This is a genomic window from Streptosporangium sp. NBC_01639, assembly GCF_045209755.1.
GTDB lineage: Bacteria > Actinomycetota > Actinomycetes > Streptosporangiales > Streptosporangiaceae > Streptosporangium.
In genome coordinates, this window is sequence record NZ_CP109272.1 from 3,529,807 (window position 1) to 3,554,804 (window position 24,998).

Genomic DNA, 24,998 nt, shown 5'->3' on the forward strand with positions numbered 1-24,998 from the left:
GTCTTGTTCCCCCGGCGACAGACGAGCCGCCGCCGCAGGCGGAGCGAAGATCGACTTCGCCCCCTTGGACGCCAGCGTGGGGGGTGACCAGGTCACCCCCCACGAGGCGCGTTCCTTACTTGGCCTTCTCGAGAATCTCGATGACCCGCCAGCGCTTGCTGGCCGACAGCGGCCGGGTCTCCATCAGGAGAACACGGTCGCCGACGCCGCAGGCGTTGGCCTCGTCGTGCGCCTTGTACTTGGTCGTCCGACGGATGACCTTGCCGTACAAGGGGTGCTTGACGCGGTCCTCGACGGCGACGACGACAGTCTTGTCCATCTTGTCGCTGACGACCAGACCCTCGCGGGTCTTGCGGTAGTTCCGCGTCTCGGTTGTGCTTTCAGCTGTCTCAGCCATCGATCGACTCCTTCTCAACCGAGACAATGCCGAGCTCCCGCTCGCGCATCACGGTGTAGATACGGGCGATCTCGCGGCGGACAGCACGCAGCCGCCCGTGGCTCTCCAACTGGCCGGTCGCGGCCTGGAAGCGGAGGTTGAACAGCTCCTCCTTGGCTTCCTTCAGCTTCTGAACCAGGGTGTCCTGGTCCTCCACCCGCAGCTCACCGGCGGTCAGGCCCTTAGCCATCACGCCTCACCCACTTCACGCTTAACGAACCGGCACTTCATCGGGAGCTTGTGCATCGCACGACGCAGGGCTTCGCGAGCCACCGGCTCGGCGACACCCGACAGCTCGAACATGACGCGACCGGGCTTGACGTTGGCGATCCACCACTCCGGCGAACCCTTACCGGAACCCATGCGGGTCTCGGCAGGCTTCTTGGTGAGGGGACGGTCCGGGTAGATGTTGATCCAGACCTTGCCGCCACGCTTGATGTGGCGGGTCATGGCGATACGAGCCGACTCGATCTGGCGGTTGGTCACGTAGGAGTGCTCAAGCGCCTGAATGCCGAACTCGCCGAACACGACCCTGGTGCCGCCCTTGGCGGCACCGTGGCGGTCAGGCCGGTGCTGCTTGCGGTGCTTGACCCTGCGCGGGATCAGCATGGTCAGCTCCCTTCAGCACCCGGCTGCGCAGCCGGGCCGGTCTCGGGGGCAGCCTGGGAGGCCGCCTCAGTCCTGGGGGCACGGTCGCCTCGGGCGGCACCGCCACGACGGGGACGGTCGCCACCGGCGCCACCACCACGACGGGGACGGTCGCCACCGGCACCGGGGCCGCGACGGTCGTCACGGTCCCGACGCTGGCCCGCACGAGCACCGGCGGCAGCCGCCTCACGCTCGGCGCGGCTGGTCGGAGCCTCACCCTTGTAGATCCACACCTTCACGCCGATACGGCCGAAGGTGGTACGGGCCTCGTAGAGGCCGTAGTCGATGTCCGCGCGGAGGGTGTGCAGGGGCACGCGGCCCTCGCGGTAGAACTCCGAACGGGACATCTCAGCGCCGCCCAGACGGCCGGAGCACTGCACCCGGATGCCCTTGGCGCCGCTCTTCATGGCCGACTGCATCGCCTTGCGCATGGCCCGACGGAACGAGACACGGCTGGACAGCTGCTCGGCCACACCCTGAGCGACAAGCTGAGCGTCGATCTCGGGGTTCTTGACCTCAAGGATGTTGAGCTGAACCTGCTTCTTGGTCAGCTTCTCGAGGTCGCCACGGATCCGGTCGGCCTCGGCGCCGCGGCGGCCGATGACGATGCCCGGACGGGCGGTGTGAATGTCGACCTGAACCCGGTCGGTGGTCCGCTCGATCTCCACCTTGGAGATGCCGGCCCGCTCCATGCCCTTCTTGAGCATGCGGCGGATCGCCACATCCTCGGCAACGTACGACTTGTAGAGCTTGTCGGCATACCACCGGCTCTTGAAGTCGGTCGTGATGCCGAGGCGGAACCCGTGCGGGTTAACCTTCTGACCCACTAGCGGGTCCTCCCCTTCGGCTCGCGGGACTCCACGATCACGGTGATGTGGCTCGTCCGCTTGTTGATCCGATAGGCACGACCCTGAGCGCGGGGACGGAACCGCTTCAGCGTCGGGCCCTCATCGACCCAGGCACGGCTCACGAAGAGCGTGCCGCGGTCGAGCTTGAAGTTGTGCTCCGCGTTGGCAATGGCGCTGGACAGCACCTTGTACACGGTCTCGCTCGCCGACTGGGGAGCGAACTGCAGCACGGCCTGCGCCTCCGAAGCGGGCAGCCCGCGAATGAGGTCCACCACACGGCGGGCCTTCATGGGCGTGTGGCGCGCGAACCGCACCTGAGCCCTGGCTTCCATCGCTTACTCCTCTTACCTTCTGCTTCGTGTGGGTCGAGTCCGTCTCGCCTTGCACCGGCCGGTACGGCTTCCGCCTTCCGACCCGTCCCCGGCTCGACTTCCTCGCCCTAAGGCGCTTACCGCCGGCTGCGGCGGTCTTCCTTGACGTGGCTGCGGAAGGTCCGCGTCGGCGCGAACTCCCCGAGCTTGTGACCGATCATCGACTCGGTGACGAACACCGGGACGTGCTTACGGCCGTCGTGAACGGCGATCGTGTGACCGAGCATGTCGGGAACGATCATGGAGCGCCGCGACCACGTCTTGATGACGTTCTTGGTGCCCTTCTCGTTCTGGACATCCACCTTCTTCTGAAGGTGATCGTCCACGAAGGGACCCTTCTTAAGGCTACGTGGCATTTTGGCTGCTCCTACCGCTTCTTCCGCTTGGTCCGACGACGGATGATCAGCCGGTCGCTGGCCTTGTTCGCCGCACGAGTACGTCCCTCAGGCTTGCCCTTGGGGTTGACGGGGTGACGACCACCGGAGGTCTTACCCTCACCACCACCGTGCGGGTGGTCGACCGGGTTCATCGCGACACCGCGGACGGTGGGGCGCTTGCCCTTCCACCGCATACGGCCGGCCTTACCCCAGTTGATGTTGGCCTGCTCGGCGTTGCCGACCTGGCCGATGGAGGCCCGGCAGCGGACGTCGACCTGGCGCATTTCGCCGGACGGCATACGCAGCGTGGCGTACTGGCCCTCCTTGGCGAGGAGCTGGATCTGCGCACCGGCGGACCGGCCCAGCTTGGCGCCGCCGCCCGGACGGAGCTCCACCGCGTGGATGAAGGTACCGGTCGGGATGTTGCGCAGCGGGAGGCAGTTACCCGGCTTGATGTCGGCCGTGGGGCCGTTCTCGATCAGGTCGCCCTGCTTGAGGCCGGTCGGGCAGAGGATGTAGCGCTTCTCCCCGTCGGCGTAGTGCAGCAGAGCAATGCGGGAGGTGCGGTTCGGGTCGTACTCGATGTGAGCGACCTTCGCCGGAACCCCGTCCTTGTCGTGGCGCCGGAAGTCGATGATCCGGTAGGCACGCTTGTGCCCGCCACCCTGGTGGCGGGTGGTGACCCGGCCGTGGACGTTACGGCCACCCTTGCTGTGCAGGGGTGCAAGCAGCGACTTCTCGGGCGTGCTGCGCGTGATCTCGGAGAAGTCCGAGACACTGGCGCCGCGGCGACCCGGGGTCGTCGGCTTGAGTTTACGGATGCCCATCTTTTTCGTTCATCCTTCGTCGGTTAATCCGGTCGAATGCCCCTCGCCTCCCGGCGAGGGGCGTTCTCCCTGTTACTTGGCGAGCGGGTCAGCCGACCTGGCCGAAAATGTCGATCCGGTCGCCCTCAACCAGGCTCACGATCGCGCGCTTGGTGCTGGGACGCTGGCCGTAACCGGCCTTGGTCCGCTTGCGCTTGCCCTGGCGGTTGATGGTGTTGACGCTGGCCACCTTGACACCGAAGATCTGCTCGATGGCAATCTTGACCTGCGTCTTGTTAGCCGTCTTCTGCACCAGGAACGTGTACTTGTTGTGCTCGTCGATCAGGCCGTAGCTCTTCTCGGAGACAACCGGCTTGACGATGACGTCCCGGGGATCGGTTACCTTCACCCTCGGGGTCTTCTTGCGCGGGTCGGCGAGCTTCTCCATCAGGCGTCTTCCTTCCCGCTCTTGCTCAGACGCGTGACGACCTGGTCGTACGCCGCCTGAGTGAAAACGACGTCGTCGTAGCAGAGCACGTCGTAGGTGTTCAGCTGACCGGCGTCCAACAGGTGGACCTCGGGAGCGTTACGCAGGCTCAGCCAGGTGAGCTCGTCACCCTCGTCGACGACGACGAGGACGCTACGGGTCTGCGTGATCTTCCGCAGCGACTCGAGAGCCGCCTTGGTCTTCGGGGTCTCACCCTGGACCAGAGCGCTGACCACGTGAACGCGGCCACCGGCTGCCCGGTCGGAGAGGGCGCCACGCAGGGCGGCGGCCTTCATCTTCTTGGGGGTCTTCTGGGCGTAGTCCCGGGGAAGCGGACCGTGGACGGTGCCACCACCGGCGAACTGCGGAGCGCGGGTCGAACCCTGACGGGCGCGACCGGTGCCCTTCTGGCGGTACGGCTTCTTGCCACCACCCCTGACCTCACCACGGGTCTTGGCCTTGTGAGTGCCCTGCCGGCGAGCGGCGAGCTGGGCCACGACGACCTGGTGGATCAGTGGAATGTTGACCTTGGCGCCGAAGACGTCGCCGGGCAGGTCGACGGTGCCGGTCTTCGCTCCGCTCACGTCGAGGACGTCAATGGTGCTCACTTGGCAGCCCCCTTCTTGGCAGCGGTACGGACGAGAACCAGGCTGCCGTTGGCGCCGGGGATCGCACCCTTGATCAGGATGAGGCCCTTCTCGGCGTCCACGGCGTGGACCTTGAGACTCTGGATGGTGGTGCGGACGTTACCCATCCGGCCGGCCATGCGCATGCCCTTGAAAACACGGCCTGGGGTGGCGCAGCCACCGATGGAACCCGGCGAACGGTGCTTGCGCTGCACGCCGTGTCCGGCGCCCAGGCCCTTGAAGCCGTGACGCTTCATGACACCGGCGAAACCCTTGCCCTTGCTCTTGCCCGTCACGTCGACGAACTGGCCGGCCTCGAAGGTGTCGGCGAGGAGCTCCTGGCCCAGGGTGTAGTCGCTCGCGTCGTCCGTACGGATCTCCGTGAAGTAACGGCGCGGGGTGATGTCGTGCTTGCGCAGGTAGTCGCCGAGCGGCTTGTTGACCTTCCGCGGGTCGACCTGCCCGAAGCCGAGCTGTACGGCGGAGTAGCCGTCCTTCTCGGGGGTGCGGACGCGGGTCACGACGCACGGACCGGCCTCGACGACGGTCACCGGGACCATCCGGTTGTCCGCGTCGAAGACCTGGGTCATGCCGAGCTTCTTGCCCAGGACGCCCTTGATCTGCTTAGCCATGTCAGTGCGTTCCCTCAGAGCTTGATCGAGATGTCAACGCCAGCGGGGAGGTCGAGTCGCATGAGCGAGTCGACCGTCTTCGGCGTCGGGTCGATGATGTCAATCAGCCGCTTGTGCGTGCGCATCTCAAAGTGCTCGCGGCTGTCCTTGTACTTGTGCGGCGAGCGGATGACGCAGTACACGTTCTTCTCGGTCGGCAGCGGCACCGGGCCTGCGACCTTCGCGCCAGTCCGCGTCACCGTCTCGACGATCTTCTTGGCCGAGCTGTCGATGACCTCGTGATCATAGGCCTTGAGCCGGATGCGGATCTTCTGTCCCGCCATAATGGCCTCGGTGTCCTTCGCTGTCGTCTGAAAAAGTTACGTGCGGCCTGTTGCCGCTGTGTGTTGGTCGAGTCCGTCTCACCTGTGACCTGTGGGGCCGTCATGGACGTCCCCGCCGTTCGCAGGCTCGGCTTCCTCTTCCGCGCCCCACGTAGCAGACGCTGTCCGTCTGCGCTTTCTTCCGTGATCTGGCAGTTACTTCGGTCACCGTGCGGCCGAACCAACTGCGAGATCACGGTTCGTGGGGATGGTGCCGGAGGTGCATGCCGTACGGCATGAGCCCCCTCGTGGCGTGGCGGCCGGTCCTTCTGATGAGGGCCGGCCGCCACTCGCGATGGTACTACTTGATGATCTTGGTCACTCGACCCGCACCGACGGTGCGGCCACCCTCGCGGATGGCGAACTTGAGACCGTCCTCCATCGCGATGGGCTGGATCAGCGAGACGTTCATCTCGGTGTTGTCACCGGGCATGACCATCTCGGTGCCCTCGGGCAGGTTCACGACACCGGTCACGTCAGTCGTACGGAAGTAGAACTGCGGACGGTAGTTGTTGAAGAACGGGGTGTGGCGACCGCCCTCGTCCTTCGACAGGATGTAAACTTGAGCCTCGAACTCGGTGTGCGGGGTGGTCGTGCCCGGCTTGATGATGCACTGGCCGCGCTCGACGTCCTCGCGCTTGATGCCGCGGAGGAGCAGACCGACGTTGTCGCCCGCCTGACCCTCGTCGAGCAGCTTGCGGAACATCTCGACACCGGTGACCGTGGTGGTGGTCTTGGTGTCCTTGATGCCGATGATGTCGACGGTCTCGTTGACCTTGACGATGCCACGCTCGATACGACCGGTGACGACGGTGCCACGACCGGTGATCGAGAAGACGTCCTCGATCGGCATGAGGAACGGCTTGTCGGTCTCACGAGCCGGCTGCGGGACGTTCTCGTCCACAGCGGTCATGAGCTCGATGATGCTGTCGCCCCACTTCTCGTCGCCCTCGAGCGCCTTCAGCGCCGAGACGCGAACGACCGGCAGGTCGTCACCGGGGAACTCCTGGGCGGAGAGGAGCTCGCGGACCTCGAGCTCGACGAGCTCCAGGATCTCCTCGTCATCCACCATGTCGGCCTTGTTCAGGGCGACGACGATGTAGGGGACGCCGACCTGGCGGGCCAGGAGGACGTGCTCCTTCGTCTGCGGCATCGGACCGTCGGTGGCGGCGACCACGAGGATCGCGCCGTCCATCTGAGCCGCACCGGTGATCATGTTCTTCACGTAGTCGGCGTGACCGGGGCAGTCCACGTGAGCGTAGTGGCGCTGCTCGGTCTGGTACTCGACGTGCGCGATGGAGATCGTGATACCACGAGCCTTCTCCTCGGGCGCCTTGTCGATCTTGTCGAACGGGGTCGCCTCGTTGAGGTTCGGGAAACGCTCGTGGAGCACCTTGGTGATCGCCGCGGTCAGAGTGGTCTTGCCGTGGTCGATGTGTCCAATGGTGCCGATGTTTACGTGCGGCTTGGTCCGCTCGAACTTGGCCTTGGCCACTGCTCTGTCTCCTTAGAGATTCTGACTTGACTTGCGTCTTCGTACTCGGGCTTGGGGAGGCCGGTCCTTTCGGAACCGGCCGGCGAGAGACTTCCCGCCCCGCACCCCTCCGGGCGCAGGAAGGCGATCTTCTCGCCTTCCCGCCACCGGAATGGATACCGGACTTACTCGCCCCGTACCTTCGCGACGATCTCCTTGGCGATGTGCGCAGGCACTTCCGCATAGGAGTCGAACTGCATGCTGTAGCTCGCGCGTCCCTGCGTCTTGCTACGGAGGTCACCCACGTAGCCGAACATCTCGGAGAGCGGCACGAGCGCCTTGACGATACGGGCGCCGGAGCGCTCGTCCATCGCCTGGATCTGCCCGCGGCGACCGTTGAGGTCACCGATGACGTCACCCATGTAGTCCTCGGGCGTGGTGACCTCGACGGCCATCATCGGCTCCAGGATTACTGCGTCCGCCTTGCGCGCGGCCTCCTTGAAGGCCATCGAGCCGGCGATCTTGAAGGCCATTTCGGACGAGTCCACCTCGTGGTAGGCACCGTCCTGCAGGGTGACCTTGACCCCGACCATGGGGTAGCCGGCGAGCACGCCGAACTCGGCGGCCTCCTGGGCGCCCGCGTCGACCGACGGGATGTACTCCCGCGGGATGCGGCCACCGGAGACCTTGTTGGAGAACTCATAACCGTCGTTGCCGTCGCCCAGCGGCTCAAGGTCGATGATGACCTTGGCGAACTGGCCGGAACCACCGGTCTGCTTCTTGTGGACGTAGTCGACCTTCTCCACCTTGCGGCGGATGGTCTCCCGGTACGCCACCTGAGGCCGGCCGATGTTGGCCTCGACCTTGAACTCGCGGCGCATCCGGTCGACGAGGATCTCCAGGTGGAGCTCGCCCATACCCCAGATGACCGTCTGCCCGGTCTCCTCGTCACGCCGGACCTGGAAGGACGGGTCCTCCTCGGCCAGACGCTGGATGGCGGTGCCCAGCTTCTCCTGGTCACCCTTGGTCTTGGGCTCGATGGCGACGCTGATGACCGGCGCCGGGAAGTTCATCGACTCCAGGACCACGGGGTTGGCCGGGTCGGACAGGGTGTCACCGGTGGTGGTGTCCTTCAGACCCATGACGGCGACGATCTGACCGGCGACGGCCGACGGGCGCTCTTCGCGCTTGTTGGCGTGCATCTGGTAGATCTTGCCGATCCGCTCCTTGCGGCCCTTCACCGAGTTGACCACGGCGGTGCCGGTCTCGAGCGTGCCCGAGTAGATGCGGATGTAGGTCAGACGGCCCAGGTGCTGGTCGGCCGCGATCTTGAAGGCCAGCGCGGAGAACGGCTCGGTCACGTCCGCGTGACGCTCGATGATCTCCTCTTCCTTGCCGACCGCGTGGCCCTTGAAGGCCGGGATGTCGATCGGGGCGGGAAGGTAGGCGACGATCGCGTCGAGCAGGGGCTGCACGCCCTTGTTCTTGAACGCGGTGCCGGTCAGGACCGGGTTGATGGCGCTGGCCAGCGTGGCGCGACGGATGGCCGCGACCAGCTGCTCCTCGGTGGGCTCGACGCCCTCGAGGAAGAGCTCCATCAGCTCGTCGTCGTTCTCGGAGACGGTCTCGACGAGCTTGTCACGCCACTCGCGGGCGGTCTCGGCGTGCTCCGCCGGGATCTCCACGGTCTCGTACATCTCGCCCTTGGCCGCCTCGGCGCTCCAGATCAGGCCCTTCATCTTCACCAGGTCGATGACGCCCTTGAAGTCAGCCTCGACGCCCCAGGGAAGCTGGATGACCGCGGGGGTCGCGTTCAGGCGGCTGATCATCATGTCGACGCAGCGGTGGAACTCCGCGCCGACGCGGTCCATCTTGTTGACGAAGCAGATCCGGGGAACCTCGTAGCGGTCGGCCTGACGCCAGACCGTCTCGGACTGCGGCTCGACACCGGCGACGCCGTCGAATACGGCGACGGCACCGTCGAGGACGCGGAGCGAACGCTCCACCTCGATCGTGAAGTCCACGTGACCCGGCGTGTCGATGATGTTGATCGTGTGGCCGAGCCACTCGCAGGTCGTAGCAGCGGAGGTGATGGTGATACCACGCTCCTGCTCCTGCTCCATCCAGTCCATCGTGGCTGCGCCCTCGTGGACTTCACCGATCTTGTAGTTGATACCGGTGTAGAACAGGATGCGCTCGGTCGTCGTGGTCTTGCCCGCGTCGATGTGGGCCATGATCCCGATGTTGCGGACCTTGGCCAGGTCAAGAGCGGTCGTGGTGGCCACTTCTCTCGCGTCCTCGTCGTCTCGTCGAACCCGCTGTTACCAGCGGTAGTGGGCGAAGGCCTTGTTGGACTCGGCCATCTTGTGGGTGTCCTCGCGCTTCTTGACGCTTGCGCCGAGGCCGTTGCTGGCGTCGAGCAGTTCGTTCATGAGGCGCTCAGTCATGGTCTTCTCGCGGCGGGCGCGGGAGTACTGCACCAGCCAGCGCAGGGCCAGGGTGGTGCTGCGCGAGGCGCGCACCTCGACCGGGACCTGGTAGGTCGCGCCACCGACACGGCGGCTGCGGACCTCAAGGGTGGGCTTGACGTTGTCCAGCGCGCGCTTCAGGGTGACGACCGGGTCGTTGCCGGTCTTCTCCTTGGCACCCTCAAGGGCGCCGTAGACGATGGACTGCGCGATGGAGCGCTTGCCGTCCAGGAGCACCTTGTTGATGAGCGCGGTGACCAGCGGCGAGTTGTGGACCGGGTCAGCCATGAGCTGACGACGGCCAGGAGAACCCTTGCGAGGCATTCTTACTTCTCCTTCTTCGCGCCGTAACGGCTACGGGCCTGCTTGCGGTTGCGGACACCCTGGGTGTCCAGCGAGCCACGGATGATCTTGTAGCGAACACCCGGCAGGTCCTTCACACGACCACCACGGACGAGCACGATGGAGTGCTCCTGGAGGTTGTGGCCGACACCCGGGATGTAGGCCGTGACCTCGATGCCGTTGGTGAGCCGGACACGCGCGACCTTGCGGAGGGCGGAGTTCGGCTTCTTGGGGGTCGTGGTGTAAACGCGCATGCAGGTGCCGCGTCGCTGGGGGCTGGCCTTGAGCGCCGGGGTCTTGGTCTTGGTGACCTTGTCCTGGCGGCCCTTGCGGACCAGCTGCTGAATCGTGGGCACCGCGTCTCCGTTCATGCTTGCCGGTGATTCGAATGTTGGTGCTTTTGCAGGCACTGCCGGTGTCATGACCTGCGGGTTTTCCATCTCCTCCGACCCACGCGGTCGGGCGTGTCGCGCTGATATCGCGCCACATCCTCGGCCAGGCCAACTGAGGAGGCCATACGGCACTTCTGCCGACTCCCCCTGAGGGGATCTGTCGACACGCACGCATGAGAGCCCATGAAGCCATGGGCACGAAGGGAAAGACTACCTAGTCCAACGCAACACGTCAAAACGGTTGCGCCCCGGCGAGCGCTCTGATGAGCACCGCATCCGCGCCATGACTCCCGCGATCGGTTTCCGGCCGACCGCTGCTGGGTCCGTAATAAGTTTACCTGTCGCAGAGGACTTCTCCGGCCGTTCTCTTCAATACGGCACGGCTTTCACCGCAACGTTCCGGTCAAGAAGATCCACCTGGTCCGGGGTACGGGACAGACGACGGCGCCCGGCCCCTCTCGGAGGGACCGGGCGCCGTCTGTGATCACTTAGCGGTTGTACTGACCGAAGTCGTACTCCTCCAGCGGCACGGCCTCACCGGAACCCGACCCGAAGGTGTAGTCCGCGGCGGAGCCGTCGTAGCCACCGACCGTGTACATCGCGGCCTTGGCCTCCTCGGTGGGCTCGACCCGGATGTTGCGGTACTGGGGCATGCCCGTACCGGCCGGGATGAGCTTTCCGATGATGACGTTCTCCTTGAGACCGAGCAGCGAGTCCGACTTGGCGTGGATCGCCGCGTCGGTGAGCACTCGGGTCGTCTCCTGGAAGGAGGCCGCCGACAGCCAGGACTCGGTGGCGAGCGAGGCCTTGGTGATGCCCATCAGCACCGGCCGGCCCGAGGCCGGCGTGCCGCCCTCGGCCACGCACTCGCGGTTGATCCGCTCGAAGCGCGGCCGCTCGACGAGCTCACCGGGCAGCATGTCGGCGTCACCCGACTCGAGCACGTTCACGCGCTTGAGCATCTGCCGGACGATGATCTCGATGTGCTTGTCGTGGATCGACACACCCTGCGACCGGTAGACCTGCTGGACCTCGGCCACCAGGTGCAGCTGCACGGCCCGCGGGCCGAGGATGCGCAGCACCTCGTTGGGGTTGACGGCACCGGCGATCAGCTGCTGACCGACCGTGATCCGCTGCCCGTCGGAGATCAGCAGACGCGACCGCATGGACACCGGGTAGGCGATCTCCTCCGACCCGTCGTCCGGAACGATCACGATCTTGCGGGTCTTGTCGGTCTCGTCGATCCGGGCCCGGCCCTCGGCCTCGCTGATCGGGGCGACACCCTTGGGGACGCGCGCCTCGAAGAGCTCCTGGACACGGGGCAGACCGTGGGTGATGTCCGCACCCGCCACACCACCGGTGTGGAAGGTACGCATCGTCAGCTGGGTGCCGGGCTCGCCGATCGACTGGGCGGCGATGATGCCGACCGCCTCGCCGACGTCCACGAGCTTGCCGGTCGCGAGCGAGCGGCCGTAGCAGGTGGCGCAGACACCGATCTTAGCCTCGCAGACGAGAGCGCTGCGGGTCCGGACGGTCTCCACACCGGCGTCGATCAGCGCGGTGACGTGGATGTCGTTGATGTCGACACCCGCGGCCGCGATGACCTTGCCGTCCACCTCGACGTCCTCGGCCAGGATGCGGCCGTGCACGTTGCTCTCGGCGTTCTCCGCCTTGACCAGGTTGCCCTGGGCGTCGCGCTCGCCGACGTGCAGCGGGACCCCGCGGTCGGTGCCGCAGTCGATCTCACGGACGATGACGTCCTGCGCGACGTCCACCAGACGACGGGTCAGGTAACCCGAGTCGGCGGTCCGCAGCGCGGTGTCCGCCAGGCCCTTCCGCTGTCCGTGGGTGGAGATGAAGTACTCCAGCACCGACAGGCCCTCGCGGAACGAGGCCTTGATCGGACGCGGGATCGTCTCACCCTTGGTGTTGGACACCAGACCGCGGATACCGGAGATCTGCCGGACCTGCATCAGGTTTCCTCGGGCGCCCGACTGGACCATCATCCAGACCGGGTTGGTCTTCGGGAACGCCTTCTGCATGTCGTCGGTCACGTCACTGGTCGCGTGCGTCCAGATCTCGATGAGCTCCTGACGGCGCTCCTCGTCCGTGATGAGACCACGCTCGTACTCGCGCTGCACCTTGTCGGCCCTGCGCTCGTACGTCTCCATGATCGCGGCCTTGTTCGGCGGCGAGATGACGTCCTCGATCGAGATCGTCACACCGGCGCGGGTCGCCCAGTAGAAACCGGCGTCCTTGAGCGCGTCGAGCGCGGTCGCGACCTCGACCTTGGGGTACTTCTCGGCCAGCTCGTTGACGATGGCCGAGAGCTGCTTCTTGCCGACCTGGGAGTTCACGTACGGGTAGTTCGCCGGCAGCGTCTGGTTGAACAGGCAGCGGCCGAGCGTGGTCTCCAGCCGGTAGCTGTCGCCCGTCTCCCAGCCCTCGGGAGCCGTCCAGCCGCGGGGCGGCGGGACGTCGCCCTTCAACCGGATCTGGATCTTGGCCTGGATGTCCAGCTCGTGCCGGTCGTAGGCCATGAGCGCCTCGGGCACCGAGCCGAAGACCCTGCCCTGGCCGACCGCGTCCTGCTCGTCGTCCTTCAGCGTGGTCAGCGAGTAGAGACCGATGATCATGTCCTGGGTGGGCATGGTCACCGGCTTGCCGTCGGCCGGCTTCAGGATGTTGTTGGTGGACAGCATCAGGATGCGGGCCTCGGCCTGCGCCTCGGCCGACAGCGGCAGGTGCACGGCCATCTGGTCACCGTCGAAGTCCGCGTTGAACGCGGTGCAGACGAGCGGGTGGATCTGGATGGCCTTGCCCTCGACCAGCTGCGGCTCGAAGGCCTGGATGCCCAGGCGGTGCAGGGTCGGCGCGCGGTTGAGCAGCACCGGGTGCTCGGTGATGACCTCTTCGAGGACGTCCCACACGACCGGACGGGCACGCTCGACCATCCGCTTGGCCGACTTGATGTTCTGCGCGTGGTTCAGGTCGACCAGGCGCTTCATCACGAACGGCTTGAACAGCTCCAGCGCCATCTGCTTGGGCAGGCCGCACTGGTGCAGCTTCAGCTGCGGGCCGACGACGATGACCGAACGGCCGGAGTAGTCGACTCGCTTGCCCAGCAGGTTCTGGCGGAACCGGCCCTGCTTGCCCTTCAGCATGTCGCTGAGGGACTTCAGGGGACGGTTGCCAGGACCGGTGACCGGACGGCCGCGGCGGCCGTTGTCGAACAGCGCGTCGACGGCCTCCTGGAGCATCCGCTTCTCGTTGTTCACGATGATCTCGGGCGCGCCGAGGTCAAGGAGACGCTTGAGACGGTTGTTCCGGTTGATCACCCGGCGGTACAGGTCGTTCAGGTCCGAGGTCGCGAACCGGCCACCGTCGAGCTGCACCATCGGGCGCAGGTCCGGCGGGATGACCGGGATGCAGTCCAGGACCATGCCGTTGGGCGAGTTGCGCGTGTTCAGGAACGCCGACACGACCTTGAGACGCTTGAGCGCGCGGGCCTTCTTCTGGCCCTTGCCGCTGCGGATCGTCTCGCGCAGGTTCTCGGCCTCGAGGTCGAGGTCGAAGTTGGTCAGACGCTCCTGAATGGCCTGGGCGCCCATGCCACCGCGGAAGTAGCGGCCGAAGCGGTCGCGCATCTCGCGGTAGAGCAGCTCGTCGCCCTCAAGGTCTTGGACCTTGAGGTTCTTGAAGCGGCTCCAGACCTCGTCCAGACGGTCCAGCTCACGCTGGGCCCGGTCACGGAGCTGGCGCATCTCGCGCTCGGCCCCTTCGCGGACCTTGCGGCGCTGGTCGCCCTTGGCCCCGGCGGCCTCCAGCTCGGTCAGGTCGTTCTCGAGCTTCTTCTGCCGGGCCTCGATGTCGGCGTCGCGGCGCTGCTCGACGTGCTGCCGCTCGACCGAGATCTTCGCCTCGAGCGAGGGCAGGTCACGCTCACGCATCTCCTTGTCGACATGCGTGATCATGTAGGCCGCGAAGTAGATGACCTTCTCAAGGTCCTTCGGAGCCAGGTCGAGCAGGTATCCCAGACGGGACGGAACACCCTTGAAGTACCAGATGTGCGTGACGGGTGCGGCCAGCTCGATGTGGCCCATCCGCTCACGACGCACCTTGGCGCGGGTCACCTCGACGCCACAGCGCTCACAGATGATGCCCTTGAAGCGGACGCGCTTGTACTTACCGCAGTAGCACTCCCAGTCCCGGGTCGGACCGAAGATCTTCTCGCAGAAGAGTCCGTCCTTCTCGGGCTTGAGGGTCCGGTAGTTGATGGTCTCGGGCTTCTTGACCTCGCCGTGCGACCACTGGCGAATATCGTCAGCCGTCGCGAGGCCGATCCGAAGCTCGTCGAAGAAGTTGACGTCCAGCACTTGTATTCCCCTCCTCAGCTTCTCGATCAGACCTCTTCGACACTGCTCGGCTCACGCCGAGACAGGTCGATGCCGAGCTCTTCCGCGGCGCGGAAGACATCCTCGTCGGTGTCCCGCATCTCGATGGACATGCCGTCGCTGGAGAGCACCTCGACGTTCAGGCACAGCGACTGCATTTCCTTGATGAGGACCTTGAACGACTCCGGAATACCCGGCTCGGGAATGTTCTCGCCCTTGACGATGGCCTCGTAGACCTTCACCCGGCCGAGGACGTCGTCGGACTTGATGGTCAGCAGCTCCTGCAGGGCGTAGGCGGCGCCGTACGCCTCCAGCGCCCACACCTCCATCTCACCGAAGCGCTGTCCACCGAACTGGGCCTTACCACCGAGCGGCTGCTGGGTGATCATGGAGTACGGGCCGGTCGAACGTGCGTGGATCTTGTCGTCGACCAGGTGGAGCAGCTTCAGGATGTAGATGTAGCCGACCGAGATCGGGTGCGGGAACGGCTCGCCGGAACGGCCGTCGAAGAGCTGGGCCTTTCCGTTCGCGCCGACCATGCGCCCGCCGTCCCTGTTGAGCAGGGTGTTGTCGAGCAGACCGACGATCTCTTCTTCGTTGGCACCGTCGAACACCGGGGTGGCCATGTTGGTGCGCGGGTCGACCTGCTCGAAGCCCTTGTCGCGGAGCCGCTCGGCCCACGCCTCCTGGACACCCGAGATGTCCCACCCTCTGGCGGCGATCCACCCGAGGTGGGTCTCCAGGACCTGGCCGACGTTCATACGGCCGGGCACGCCCAGGGGGTTGAGGATGATGTCGACCGGCGTGCCGTCCTCGAGGAACGGCATGTCCTCGACCGGAAGGATCTTGGAGATGACGCCCTTGTTGCCATGGCGGCCGGCCAGCTTGTCACCGTCGGTGATCTTGCGCTTCTGGGCCACGTAGACGCGGACCAGCTCGTTGACACCCGGAGGAAGCTCGTCGCCCTCCTCCCGGCTGAACACGCGGACTCCGATGACCTTGCCCTGCTCGCCGTGCGGCACCTTCAGGGAGGTGTCACGGACCTCGCGGGCCTTCTCACCGAAGATCGCGCGGAGCAGGCGCTCCTCGGGGGTCAGCTCGGTCTCGCCCTTGGGCGTGACCTTGCCGACGAGGATGTCACCGGGGACGACCTCTGCGCCGATGCGGATGATGCCGCGCTCGTCGAGGTCGGCCAGGACCTCCTCGGAGACGTTCGGGATGTCCCGGGTGATCTCCTCGGGACCCAGCTTGGTGTCCCGGGCGTCGACCTCGTGCTCCTCGATGTGGATCGAGGAGAGGACGTCGTCCTGGACCAGACGCTGGGAGAGGATGATCGCGTCTTCGTAGTTGTGGCCCTCCCACGGCATGAACGCCACGAGCAGGTTCTTGCCGAGCGCCATCTCGCCGGTGTCGGTGCAGGGACCGTCGGCGACGACCTGGTTCACCTCGATCCGGTCGCCTTCGGCGACAATCGGCTTCTGGTTGAAGCAGGTCCCCTGGTTGGAGCGCTTGAACTTGGCGATCCGGTAGGTGGTGCGGGTGCCGTCGTCGTTCATCACGGTGACGTAGTCGGCGGAGACCTCCTCGACCACACCGGCCTTCTCGGCGCTGATGACGTCGCCGGCGTCGGTCGCGGCACGGTATTCCATGCCGGTGCCGACCAGCGGCGCCTCGCTCTTGAGCAGCGGCACCGACTGGCGCTGCATGTTGGAACCCATGAGCGCGCGGTTGGCGTCGTCGTGCTCGAGGAACGGGATCATCGCGGTGGCGACCGACACCATCTGGCGTGCCGACACGTCCATGTAGTTGACCTCGTTGGCCCGCAGGGACTCGAACTCGCCGCCCTTACGGCGGACGAGCACGCGGTCCTCGAGGAACGTGCCATCGGGCCCGATCGGCGTGTTCGCCTGGGCGATGACGTGACGGTCCTCCACGTCGGCGGTGAGGTAGTCGATCTGGTCGGTGACCCGGCCCTCGACGACCTTGCGGTACGGCGTCTCCACGAAGCCGAAGGCGTTGAGCCGACCGTAGGAGGCCAGCGAGCCGATCAGGCCGATGTTCGGCCCTTCCGGGGTCTCGATCGGGCACATCCGGCCGTAGTGGGACGGGTGCACGTCGCGGACCTCGAAGCCCGCCCGCTCACGGGACAGACCACCGGGACCCAGCGAGTTCAGACGCCGCTTGTGCGTCAGGCCGGCCAGCGGGTTGGTCTGGTCCATGAACTGCGACAGCTGGGAGGTGCCGAAGAACTCCTTGATCGACGCCACGACCGGGCGGATGTTGATCAGGGTCTGCGGCGTGATGGCCTCGACGTCCTGAGTGGTCATCCGCTCACGCACGACGCGCTCCATACGGGCCAGGCCCAGGCGGACCTGGTTCTGGATGAGCTCGCCGACGCTGCGCAGGCGGCGGTTGCCGAAGTGGTCGATGTCGTCGGTCTCGACGACGATCTCACCGTTCGTGCCCGGCATCGCGATCTCGCCGGCGTGCAGCTTGACGATGTACTCGATCGTGGCGACGATGTCCTCTTCGGTCAGCGTCCCCTGCGTGATCTCGCTGTCGACACCGAGCTTTTTATTGATCTTGTAGCGGCCGACCTTGGCGAGGTCGTAACGCTTGTGGTTGAAGTACAGGTTCTCCAGAAGCGTCTGCGCCGACTCCTTGGTCGGCGGCTCGCCGGGGCGCAGCTTGCGGTAGATGTCCAGCAGAGCGTCGTCCTGGCCGGCCGTGTGGTCCTTCTCCAGGGTGGCGCGCATGGACTCGTACTGCCCGAAACGCTCAAGGATCTGGTCGGTGGTCCAGCCGAGCGCCTTCAGCAGGACCGTGACGGCCTGCTTGCGCTTACGGTCGATACGGACACCGACGCTGTCACGCTTGTCGATCTCGAACTCGAGCCAGGCGCCCCTGGAGGGGATCACCTTGCAGCCGTAGAGGTCCTTGTCGGAGGTCTTGTCGACACTGCGGTCGAAGTAGACGCCCGGAGACCGGACCAGCTGGGAGACCACGACACGCTCTGTGCCGTTGATGATGAAAGTGCCCTTGCCGGTCATGAGCGGGAAATCACCCATGAAGACGGTCTGGCTCTTGATCTCACCAGTGGTGTTATTGATGAACTCCGCCGTGACGAACATCGGGGCGGAGTAGGTCATGTCCTTGTCTTTGCACTCATCTACTGAGTACTTGGGCGGCTCGAACCGGTGATCGCGGAACGACAGGGACATAGTCCCGGAGAAGTCCTCAATGGGACTGATCTCTTCGAAGATCTCTTCGAGACCCGACTGGGCCGGAACGTCCTTGCGCCCGGCCTGGCGAGCCGCCTCGACCCGCCCCTTCCACTTCTCGTTGCCGAGCAACCAGTCGAAGGACTCGGTCTGGAGAGCGAGAAGATCAGGAACTTCGAGCGGCTCCTGAATTCGTGCGAAAGACACACGACGGGGACCAGCGGGTACGGCGGAGGCGTTGCGCGAGGCTGCCAACAGATGTCCTTCCGAGGGCTCGCGGCGGACTGACTACACGCACGCCAGACGACCATGCATCAGAGCACCAAAAGAAGCGGGTCGTCAAAGGGCAGCGCAAAGGGGCAGTGTAGCCGAACGGCACACGCCTGTCCACCTCAGTCTCGCTGCATGCTCCACGTTGGTCGCAGCATCGCCCGTCAGCGCCGAAACGTCAAGCCCGTGACCCGACATTTCGGCCGAGAAACAGCCGTGACGCTGGGAGTTTTCCCACCGGATGACCCGCGCACACCACCGGCTCCAAGACGATACCCGCGACCTGGTGTGGCTAACGCTCAGTCACATGGCAGATCGAACGCTAGCCGAGGTCCGGCCGACGATCGACGTTGCCGTGGCTGATATACCCATGGGCATGCCAACCCCAAACGCTCTCTTTGCCAACAATTGGGGGAACCGCCACGCCGACTAAGCCGGCGGAGGGTCTCCGAGCAGCGTGGAGAGTTCCGCCACCAGCCAGCGCGCGTCCTTCTTGACCATGAGCAGCCGGGCCCGGTTCTGGCTGATCTGGTGCTGCGGTTCCTCCCCCTCGGGAGACTTCACCGTGTTCGTGTCCGTGAACAGCAGCACCTCGACCCGGCCGGGCTCCGCCGACTCCACGGCGGCCCCGGTGACCGTCACCTGCCGCACGGTGCGCTGCTCCTTGGCCGACGGCGCCCAGTCCGCGGCGAGCCGCCTGTAGTGTTCCGTCAGGGAGCCGGTGGTGTATCCCGCGGCGCGTGCGAAATCTTGTTCGATCGTGCGATAGTCGTATGACAGCATGTCGGGGGCGACCAGGCGCGCCGCCGTCAGCGCCTCCTGCCCGGCACGCTCGTCCCCGCGCAGCCGGCTCAGGTCGGCGTACATGACCCAGACGGCGGCCGCGAGCGCAAACGCCACCGCGGTGAGCACCCCGGTCACCAGCAGGGAGGCGCGTGTCATCAGACCAGCTCCGCCTTCGACACGAGCCAGATCCCGCCGACCCTGGTCACTTCCATGTTCCATCGGGAGAACTGTTCGTGTGGAGCCTTCTTGCTCCCGTCCTGCCGTGTCACCATGTCGCCCACCACCATCACCCGGGCGGTGTTCCCGGTCAGCGAGACGATCCCGGAGGCACGCAGTGCGCCCGTCCTGAGGGCCTTGTTCTTGATCGCGTCCGCTTTGAGCGTACCGAGGCTCCTGGCGTACGCCACCCTGGCCGCCCCTGTCGAGGTGTCCAGGACTCGTTTGAGATCCGCGTCAGCGCTGTGGTGGTTGACCGAGAGCAGTGCCACCGCGTGCACCCCCGCCGCCTGAACGGCCGCTCTGCGGTCGTCGGCCGCGGCCTGGGCGTCACGCAGGTCCCCGCCGATCCAGACGGCGGCGGCCAGCAGCGCCGCGATCAACACGCCCAGCGCCGGTCCGGCGATCCTCAGCGGGCGAGAGGGCCGAGCAGCGTTGACCGCCATGCGTTGTCTCCCGTCGCGCGGTCTCCCGGTGCATCGACCGGTGACCGCGTGCCGTCGGCCGTCGGGGCCCATATGCCCCTGGTTGCCGGATCATAACCCGCCTCGCGGCCCGCCACAGGAGGCTTTCCGGAACCGCTCACAGCCCGGCTCCCCGCACAGAAACCCCGGGCCGCACAGGAAAGACCCGGCAGCGGCACAGAGCCGTTCAGGGGAATCACCCGCGGAGAGCCCGGCGGCGGCACGGAGCCCGTCCTAGAGATCACGCGGAGAGCCCGGCACCGGCGCAGAGCCGTCCAGGGGAGCCCCACGGCGAGTTTGGCACCGGCACGGAGCCGTTCAGGGGTTCCCAGGACGAAAGACCGCGGACATGCAGAAAGAGCGGGCCACCGGCACCTGGTGGACCCGCTCTTTCTGATGAAACGTCTTACTTGACGGTGACAGTCGCGCCGGCGGCCTCGAGGGCGGCCTTGGCCTTCTCCGCCTGCTCCTTGTTGACCTTGCCGTCGAAGACAGCCTTGGGAGCGCCGTCCACGAGGTCCTTGGCCTCCTTGAGGCCCAGGCTCGTCAGGGCCCGGATCTCCTTGATGACCTGGATCTTCTTGTCGCCGGCGGCCTCGAGGACGACGTCGAACTCGTCCTGCTCCTCGGCCTCTTCGGCAGCGGCGCCACCGGCAGCCGGGGCGGCGGCGACGGCGACCGGAGCGGCGGCCTTGACGTCGAAGGTCTCCTCGAAGAGCTTCACGAAGTCGGACAGCTCAAGGAGGGTCATCTCCTTGAAGGTGTCGAGCAGCTCGTCGGTGCTGAGCTTCGCCATGATGGTTCCTCCGTATGAATCTGAAAAACTAAGAATTGGGACCGCGGTATGTATGCGCTAATCCCCTGCGACCGCTTGCGCGGACCTACTCGCCGGCCTCTTCGCGCTTGGCGCGCAGAGCCTCGGCCAGCTGAGCCATGTTGGTGGGCAGCGCGTTGAAGACGGCGGCCGCGTGGCCCTGCTTCGCCTTCAGAGCACCGGCCAGCTTCGCGAGGAGAACCTCACGCGACTCAAGGTCGGCAAGCTTGCTGATCTCGGCCGGGGACATCGACTTGCCGTCGACGACACCACCCTTGATGACCAGGAGGGGATTGGCCTTGGCGAAGTCACGCAGACTCTTGGCAGCCTCGACCACGTCGCCGTTGACGAACGCGATCGCCGACGGACCCGCGAGCAGGTCGTCGAGCTGGTTGATCCCGGCCTCATTGGCCGCGATCTTGGTCAGCGTGTTCTTCACCACGGCGAACTTCGCATTCTCACCGAGAGAAACGCGCAGCTGCTTGAGCTGGGCGACGGTGAGACCGCGGTACTCGGTCAGAACGGCAGCGCTAGAGCCTTCGAAGCTGCTCTTGAGCTCGGCTACAGCCGTTGCCTTTTCCGCCTTCGCCATGGGCCTCCTTCCAGATGTGCCGCCGGCAAAGGCTCATAAATGAGAACAAGCCCCGGCGCAGGCGCACGGGGCTCACATGAGGAGGTGGTCCTTCATGAAAACTCACATCACACCTACGCAGGCCGTCCACTCATGTGGATCCTTGGGTCACCAGGCCATGAGGCCTGACGACGACCGGCGGTCTTCGGCGTTGACAGCTTACGTCCTGTCAGGCCGCATGCCAAATCGAGCAGAACGGCCCGCGTCCCCGGTCGGCCGACCGGAGACGCGGGCCGTGGCGGATGTCAGTTTCCGCCGGGGCTCTTCGACAGCTCGCCCACCTGGTCGGCGGGCGGGGCCGCGATCTGCACGGGCTCGTTGAAGCCCTTGAAGAACGCCGCCAGGTTGAACGTGGCACCCTGCTCGGAGCCGCTCAGCGTCACCTTGCGAGGCAGACTCCCCGCGTCGGACCACAGGTCGAACTTCACGTCCTTGACCCGCGAGAGCTGATTCTGGAGCTGCTCCCGCTTGGCCGGGTCCACCGCCTGTGCGGCCTCGGCCACCGGGAAGGTGCCGCTGTAGTGGGTCGTCTCCACTCCGTCGACCGTCTCGGTGCCGACCGCCTTGACGTCCTTCGACGCGGTCAGCATCTTGACGGTCCCCGCCAGGTCGAACTGCTGGACCTGAGCGGTGAATTCCTTGATCTTGGCCTGGTCCCCGGCGGCCAGCTCGCCGAGTGAGACCTTGGCCCAGGGCTTGGTCCCGCCGCCGAACCTGTTGAGCAGCTCGGACTTCACGTAGACCGTGTCTCCGACCAGGACGGCCCGCGCCCCTCCGGGCACGTTCTGCCCGTCGAAGGTGATCGTGTCCAGCGTGATGTCGGTCGCCAGCTGAGGCTTGCTCTGGTAGAGCAGCCTGCCCTGAACCTTGCTCGCCCCCTTGTTCCCGCCGGTGGCGTCGAGCACCAGGTCCGCCGAGTAGGAGGTGACCTCTCCAGCGCGCTGCGCGCTCTGCTGCACCGCCTCGTCGGCGGCGAGCTTGATGTTTCCGAGGGAACTGGTGCCCTGCGCACCGCATCCCGTGACCGCGACCAGCGCGGCCGCTCCCAGTGCCAGCGCAGGAGCCAATCGGCGCATCCGTCTCACCCCTTCCTTGTCCCCCGATGAACCTTGTCCCCCGATGGATCTTCACATTCCCCGTCGGATCTGCCTTCGACCCTACGTGGCGGGGCACCGCCGCGCGTCCTACGGGAGAACGAAAGAGGGCCTCCACCGAATGGCCATTCGGTGGAGGCCCTCTTTCGAGGACGTCTGGTATCAGGCGTCGAGCTCGGCGGTCATCGCCCGCGTCACGTTCGGGTCGACCGGGATGCCGGGGCCCATGGACGTGGAGAAGACGACCTTCTTGACGTAACGGCCCTTGGCCGCGGACGGCTTGAGACGCAGCACCTCTTCGAGGGCGGCGGCGTAGTTCTCGATGAGCTGACGCTCACCGAACGACACCTTGCCGATGATGAAGTGCAGGTTCGCGTGCCGGTCGACACGGAACTCGATCTTGCCGCCCTTGATGTCGGTGACGGCCTTGCCGACGGCCGGGGTCACGGTGCCGGTCTTGGGGTTCGGCATCAGACCGCGCGGGCCGAGGACGCGGCCCAGACGGCCGACCTTGCCCATGAGGTCCGGGGTGGCGACGACGGCGTCGAAGTCGAGGCGGCCCTTGGCGACCTCGTCGATGAGCTCGTCGGCACCGACGATGTCGGCACCCGCTGCGCGGGCCTCCTCGGCACGGTCGCCGGTCGCGAAGACCAGGACCCGGGCGGTCTTACCGGTGCCGTGCGGGAGGTTGACGGTGCCACGCACCATCTGGTCCGCCTTGCGGGGGTCGACACCGAGCCGCAGAGCGACCTCGACGGTGGCGTCGAACTTGGCGACCGAGGTGTCCTTGGCCAGCTTGGCCGCGTCGGCCGGGCTGTAGAGGCTCTCGCTGTCGATCTTCTCCGCTGCGGTGCGGAAAGCCTTGCTGCGCTTCACTTGATCACTCCTGTGGATCCGAGTGTCCGTGGTACGGGCCAGCGCCTGGCCCCTCCACTTACTACGAAGGTGTGGTGACGGACGCGTTCACTGCCCGCGTCCATCGCCGGGCCGCTGCGCGGTCACGCGGATCGTGTCCTGCATCCACGCTGCCGCCGTCTGCCCGGCTCGCCGTCCATGGCTAGTCGGCGATCGTGATGCCCATCGACCGGGCGGTGCCAGCGATGATCTTCTCGGCCGCCGCGATGTCGTTGGCGTTGAGGTCCTGCATCTTGGTCTCGGCGATCTGGCGCAGCTGCTCCTTGGTGAGCTTGCCGACCTTGTCCTTCTGCGGGACGGCCGAGCCCTTCGCCACACCGGCGGCCTTCTTGATCAGCTCAGGCGCCGGGGGCGTCTTCGTGATGAAGGTGAAGGTGCGGTCCTCGTAGATGGTGATCTCAACGGGGATGATGTTGCCGCGCTGGGCCTCGGTGGCAGCGTTGTACTGCTTCACGAAGTCCATGATGTTGACACCGTGCGGACCGAGGGCGGTACCGACCGGCGGAGCGGGCGTGGCCTGGCCAGCGGGGAGCTGAACCTTGACCAGGGCGGCTAGCTTCTTCTTGGGAGGCATGACTCTCTCCGGGTCCTTGCTGTTTCCTGTGGGAGCCCCGATCCCCGCGCATGCGGGGCCGGACAGTGCGCATTCACGAATGCGGCATTGTTGGGGCCATCCCCGCGAGAGCGGGGCAGTCTACGAGTGTATGCGACCGGCTCAGATCTTCGAGACCTGGTTGAACGAGAGCTCAACCGGGGTCTCCCGACCGAAGATCGACACCAGCACCTTGAGCTTCTGCGACTCGGCGCTGATCTCGCTCACCGTGGCGGGCAGCGTGGCGAACGGGCCGTCCATGACCGTGACGGACTCGCCCACCTCGAAGTCGACGGTCGCGGCGCTGGCCTTGGCCGTGGACTTCTTCACTTCCTCGGACGGCTCCGGCGCGAGCAGCTTGGCGACCTCTTCGAGGCTCAGCGGGCTCGGCTTGTTCGACAGGCCGACGAAGCCGGTCACACCGGGCGTGTTGCGCACCGCGGACCAGGACTCGTCGGTGAGCTCCATACGGACCAGCACGTAGCCGGGCAGCACCCGCTCCTTGACGAGTTGGCGCTTGCCGCTCTTCACCTCGGTCACGTGGTGAGTGGGCACCTCGACCTGGAAGATGTAGTCCTCCATGTTGAGGGACTGCGTACGGGTCTCGATGTTCGATTTCACGCGGTTCTCGTAGCCGGCGTAGGAGTGGATGACGTACCACTCACCGAACTGGCTGCGCAGAAGACGCTTGAACTCCTCGACCGGGTCGACGTCGGGAAGGACGTCACCGTCCTCGTCCACCTCACCGGCAGGGGCCTCGTCGGCCTCGTCGGCGGCGTCCGCCGCGATCTCGTCGGCCTCGTCGGCTTCGTCGGCTTCGTCGTCGACGTCTGCCGGGGCCTCGTCGACCTCGGTTCCGGCATCGACGTCGTCGGCCTCGGCGGACTCGTCAGCCGAGCCCGCCGCAAAGTCGACGGCCTCTTCCGGCTCGCCCGCCCGCTCTTCGCGGGACTCGCCGACCGGCTCTGAAGACTCGGACACGGTGACTCATTCTCTTTCCGTCGATGGGCTGATGGACTTACCGCGGAACGATACGCCGGATGTCGGCTCAGGCTCCGCCGAAGATCCGCAGCACGCCCTCGGTGAGCACCGCGTCGAGCCCGGCCACGATCCCGACCATGATCAGAACGAAGATCAAGACGATGGTGGTGTAGGAGATAAGATCCTTGCGCGTAGGCCAGATGACCTTGCGCAGCTCAGCGACAACCTGTCGATAGAAGAGGGCGGGAGAAGTGCGCTTGGCCTTCTTCTCACCGCTCGGCTTGTCTGCGGTTTCGCCGCGCGTGTCGATCGCCACAGTCCTCACCTGATCCGTCGTATCCAACGCATATC

Annotated in this window: 26 protein-coding genes; all 26 read right to left on the bottom strand. The window is 66.0% G+C overall.

The features are described from left to right. Nucleotides 1–115: 115 nt before the first annotated feature. Complete coding sequence (rpsQ, locus tag OHA77_RS15675) at nucleotides 116–397, bottom strand: 30S ribosomal protein S17 (protein ID WP_012887840.1); 282 nt, start codon at nucleotides 395–397, stop codon at nucleotides 116–118. Then, entirely contained in the window at nucleotides 390–626 is a 237-nt protein-coding gene (gene rpmC, locus OHA77_RS15680) for a 50S ribosomal protein L29 (RefSeq protein ID WP_406318814.1), read from the bottom strand. Before rpmC ends, rpsQ begins: the two co-directional genes overlap by 8 nt. Beyond that, nucleotides 626–1,045, bottom strand: a complete 420-nt coding sequence (rplP, locus tag OHA77_RS15685; protein WP_012887838.1) for a 50S ribosomal protein L16 — start codon at nucleotides 1,043–1,045, stop codon at nucleotides 626–628. Before rplP ends, rpmC begins: the two co-directional genes overlap by 1 nt. A gap of 2 nt (nucleotides 1,046–1,047) precedes the next feature. Beyond that, complete coding sequence (gene rpsC, locus OHA77_RS15690) at nucleotides 1,048–1,911, bottom strand: 30S ribosomal protein S3 (protein WP_184755543.1); 864 nt, start codon at nucleotides 1,909–1,911, stop codon at nucleotides 1,048–1,050. Next, nucleotides 1,911–2,264, bottom strand: coding sequence for a 50S ribosomal protein L22 (rplV, locus tag OHA77_RS15695; RefSeq protein WP_089210179.1), 354 nt, complete (start codon nucleotides 2,262–2,264; stop codon nucleotides 1,911–1,913). The genes rpsC and rplV overlap by 1 nt, the downstream gene beginning before the upstream one ends. 116 nt (nucleotides 2,265–2,380) lie before the next feature. Continuing rightward, nucleotides 2,381–2,659, bottom strand: coding sequence for a 30S ribosomal protein S19 (rpsS, locus tag OHA77_RS15700; protein ID WP_012887835.1), 279 nt, complete (start codon nucleotides 2,657–2,659; stop codon nucleotides 2,381–2,383). Between the two features lie 11 nt (nucleotides 2,660–2,670). Beyond that, entirely contained in the window at nucleotides 2,671–3,507 is an 837-nt protein-coding gene (gene rplB / locus OHA77_RS15705; RefSeq protein WP_184755542.1) for a 50S ribosomal protein L2, read from the bottom strand. 88 nt (nucleotides 3,508–3,595) lie between these two features. Then, the gene (gene rplW / locus OHA77_RS15710) at nucleotides 3,596–3,934 is read right to left on the bottom strand and encodes a 50S ribosomal protein L23 (RefSeq protein ID WP_406318815.1); all 339 of its coding nucleotides are present in this window, start codon (nucleotides 3,932–3,934) and stop codon (nucleotides 3,596–3,598) included. Continuing rightward, nucleotides 3,934–4,581, bottom strand: a complete 648-nt coding sequence (gene rplD / locus OHA77_RS15715) for a 50S ribosomal protein L4 (RefSeq protein WP_326819892.1) — start codon at nucleotides 4,579–4,581, stop codon at nucleotides 3,934–3,936. Before rplD ends, rplW begins: the two co-directional genes overlap by 1 nt. Beyond that, a complete protein-coding gene (gene rplC / locus OHA77_RS15720; protein ID WP_184755539.1) occupies nucleotides 4,578–5,231 on the bottom strand; it encodes a 50S ribosomal protein L3 in 654 nt (217 codons plus the stop codon). Before rplC ends, rplD begins: the two co-directional genes overlap by 4 nt. A 14-nt stretch (nucleotides 5,232–5,245) precedes the next feature. After that, nucleotides 5,246–5,554: a 30S ribosomal protein S10 gene (gene rpsJ, locus OHA77_RS15725; RefSeq protein ID WP_012887830.1), complete on the bottom strand. Its 309-nt coding sequence runs from the start codon at nucleotides 5,552–5,554 to the stop codon at nucleotides 5,246–5,248. A gap of 340 nt (nucleotides 5,555–5,894) precedes the next feature. Further along, nucleotides 5,895–7,088 carry an elongation factor Tu gene (tuf, locus tag OHA77_RS15730; protein WP_406318816.1) on the bottom strand — a complete coding sequence of 398 codons (1,194 nt, stop codon included), beginning with the start codon at nucleotides 7,086–7,088 and terminating at the stop codon, nucleotides 5,895–5,897. Nucleotides 7,089–7,252: 164 nt separating this feature from the next. Continuing rightward, nucleotides 7,253–9,301, bottom strand: coding sequence for an elongation factor G (gene fusA, locus OHA77_RS15735; RefSeq protein WP_326826981.1), 2,049 nt, complete (start codon nucleotides 9,299–9,301; stop codon nucleotides 7,253–7,255). 87 nt (nucleotides 9,302–9,388) lie between these two features. After that, entirely contained in the window at nucleotides 9,389–9,859 is a 471-nt protein-coding gene (gene rpsG / locus OHA77_RS15740; protein WP_326819890.1) for a 30S ribosomal protein S7, read from the bottom strand. 2 nt (nucleotides 9,860–9,861) lie between these two features. After that, nucleotides 9,862–10,233 (bottom strand): 30S ribosomal protein S12, encoded by a 372-nt coding sequence (gene rpsL, locus OHA77_RS15745; protein ID WP_012887826.1) that lies wholly within the window; start codon nucleotides 10,231–10,233, stop codon nucleotides 9,862–9,864. 524 nt (nucleotides 10,234–10,757) lie between these two features. Beyond that, nucleotides 10,758–14,645: a DNA-directed RNA polymerase subunit beta' gene (locus OHA77_RS15750; protein WP_406318817.1), complete on the bottom strand. Its 3,888-nt coding sequence runs from the start codon at nucleotides 14,643–14,645 to the stop codon at nucleotides 10,758–10,760. A gap of 26 nt (nucleotides 14,646–14,671) precedes the next feature. Continuing rightward, a complete protein-coding gene (gene rpoB, locus OHA77_RS15755) occupies nucleotides 14,672–18,139 on the bottom strand; it encodes a DNA-directed RNA polymerase subunit beta (protein WP_406318818.1) in 3,468 nt (1,155 codons plus the stop codon). 444 nt (nucleotides 18,140–18,583) lie between these two features. Continuing rightward, a complete protein-coding gene (locus tag OHA77_RS15760; RefSeq protein ID WP_406318819.1) occupies nucleotides 18,584–19,096 on the bottom strand; it encodes a hypothetical protein in 513 nt (170 codons plus the stop codon). Then, nucleotides 19,096–19,602 carry a hypothetical protein gene (locus tag OHA77_RS15765; protein ID WP_406318820.1) on the bottom strand — a complete coding sequence of 169 codons (507 nt, stop codon included), beginning with the start codon at nucleotides 19,600–19,602 and terminating at the stop codon, nucleotides 19,096–19,098. The genes OHA77_RS15760 and OHA77_RS15765 overlap by 1 nt, the downstream gene beginning before the upstream one ends. A gap of 424 nt (nucleotides 19,603–20,026) precedes the next feature. Beyond that, nucleotides 20,027–20,416 (bottom strand): 50S ribosomal protein L7/L12, encoded by a 390-nt coding sequence (gene rplL, locus OHA77_RS15770; RefSeq protein WP_326819885.1) that lies wholly within the window; start codon nucleotides 20,414–20,416, stop codon nucleotides 20,027–20,029. Between the two features lie 85 nt (nucleotides 20,417–20,501). After that, a complete protein-coding gene (rplJ, locus tag OHA77_RS15775) occupies nucleotides 20,502–21,026 on the bottom strand; it encodes a 50S ribosomal protein L10 (protein WP_326819884.1) in 525 nt (174 codons plus the stop codon). 284 nt (nucleotides 21,027–21,310) lie between these two features. Next, nucleotides 21,311–22,141 carry a DUF1396 domain-containing protein gene (locus OHA77_RS15780; protein ID WP_406318821.1) on the bottom strand — a complete coding sequence of 277 codons (831 nt, stop codon included), beginning with the start codon at nucleotides 22,139–22,141 and terminating at the stop codon, nucleotides 21,311–21,313. A gap of 180 nt (nucleotides 22,142–22,321) precedes the next feature. Continuing rightward, nucleotides 22,322–23,035 (bottom strand): 50S ribosomal protein L1, encoded by a 714-nt coding sequence (gene rplA, locus OHA77_RS15785; protein WP_326819882.1) that lies wholly within the window; start codon nucleotides 23,033–23,035, stop codon nucleotides 22,322–22,324. A 181-nt stretch (nucleotides 23,036–23,216) separates the two neighbouring features. Then, entirely contained in the window at nucleotides 23,217–23,648 is a 432-nt protein-coding gene (gene rplK / locus OHA77_RS15790; protein ID WP_326819881.1) for a 50S ribosomal protein L11, read from the bottom strand. A gap of 141 nt (nucleotides 23,649–23,789) precedes the next feature. After that, nucleotides 23,790–24,647 carry a transcription termination/antitermination protein NusG gene (nusG, locus tag OHA77_RS15795; RefSeq protein WP_406318822.1) on the bottom strand — a complete coding sequence of 286 codons (858 nt, stop codon included), beginning with the start codon at nucleotides 24,645–24,647 and terminating at the stop codon, nucleotides 23,790–23,792. 67 nt (nucleotides 24,648–24,714) lie between these two features. Beyond that, nucleotides 24,715–24,963, bottom strand: a complete 249-nt coding sequence (gene secE / locus OHA77_RS15800) for a preprotein translocase subunit SecE (protein ID WP_326819879.1) — start codon at nucleotides 24,961–24,963, stop codon at nucleotides 24,715–24,717. Nucleotides 24,964–24,998: the final 35 nt, after the last annotated feature.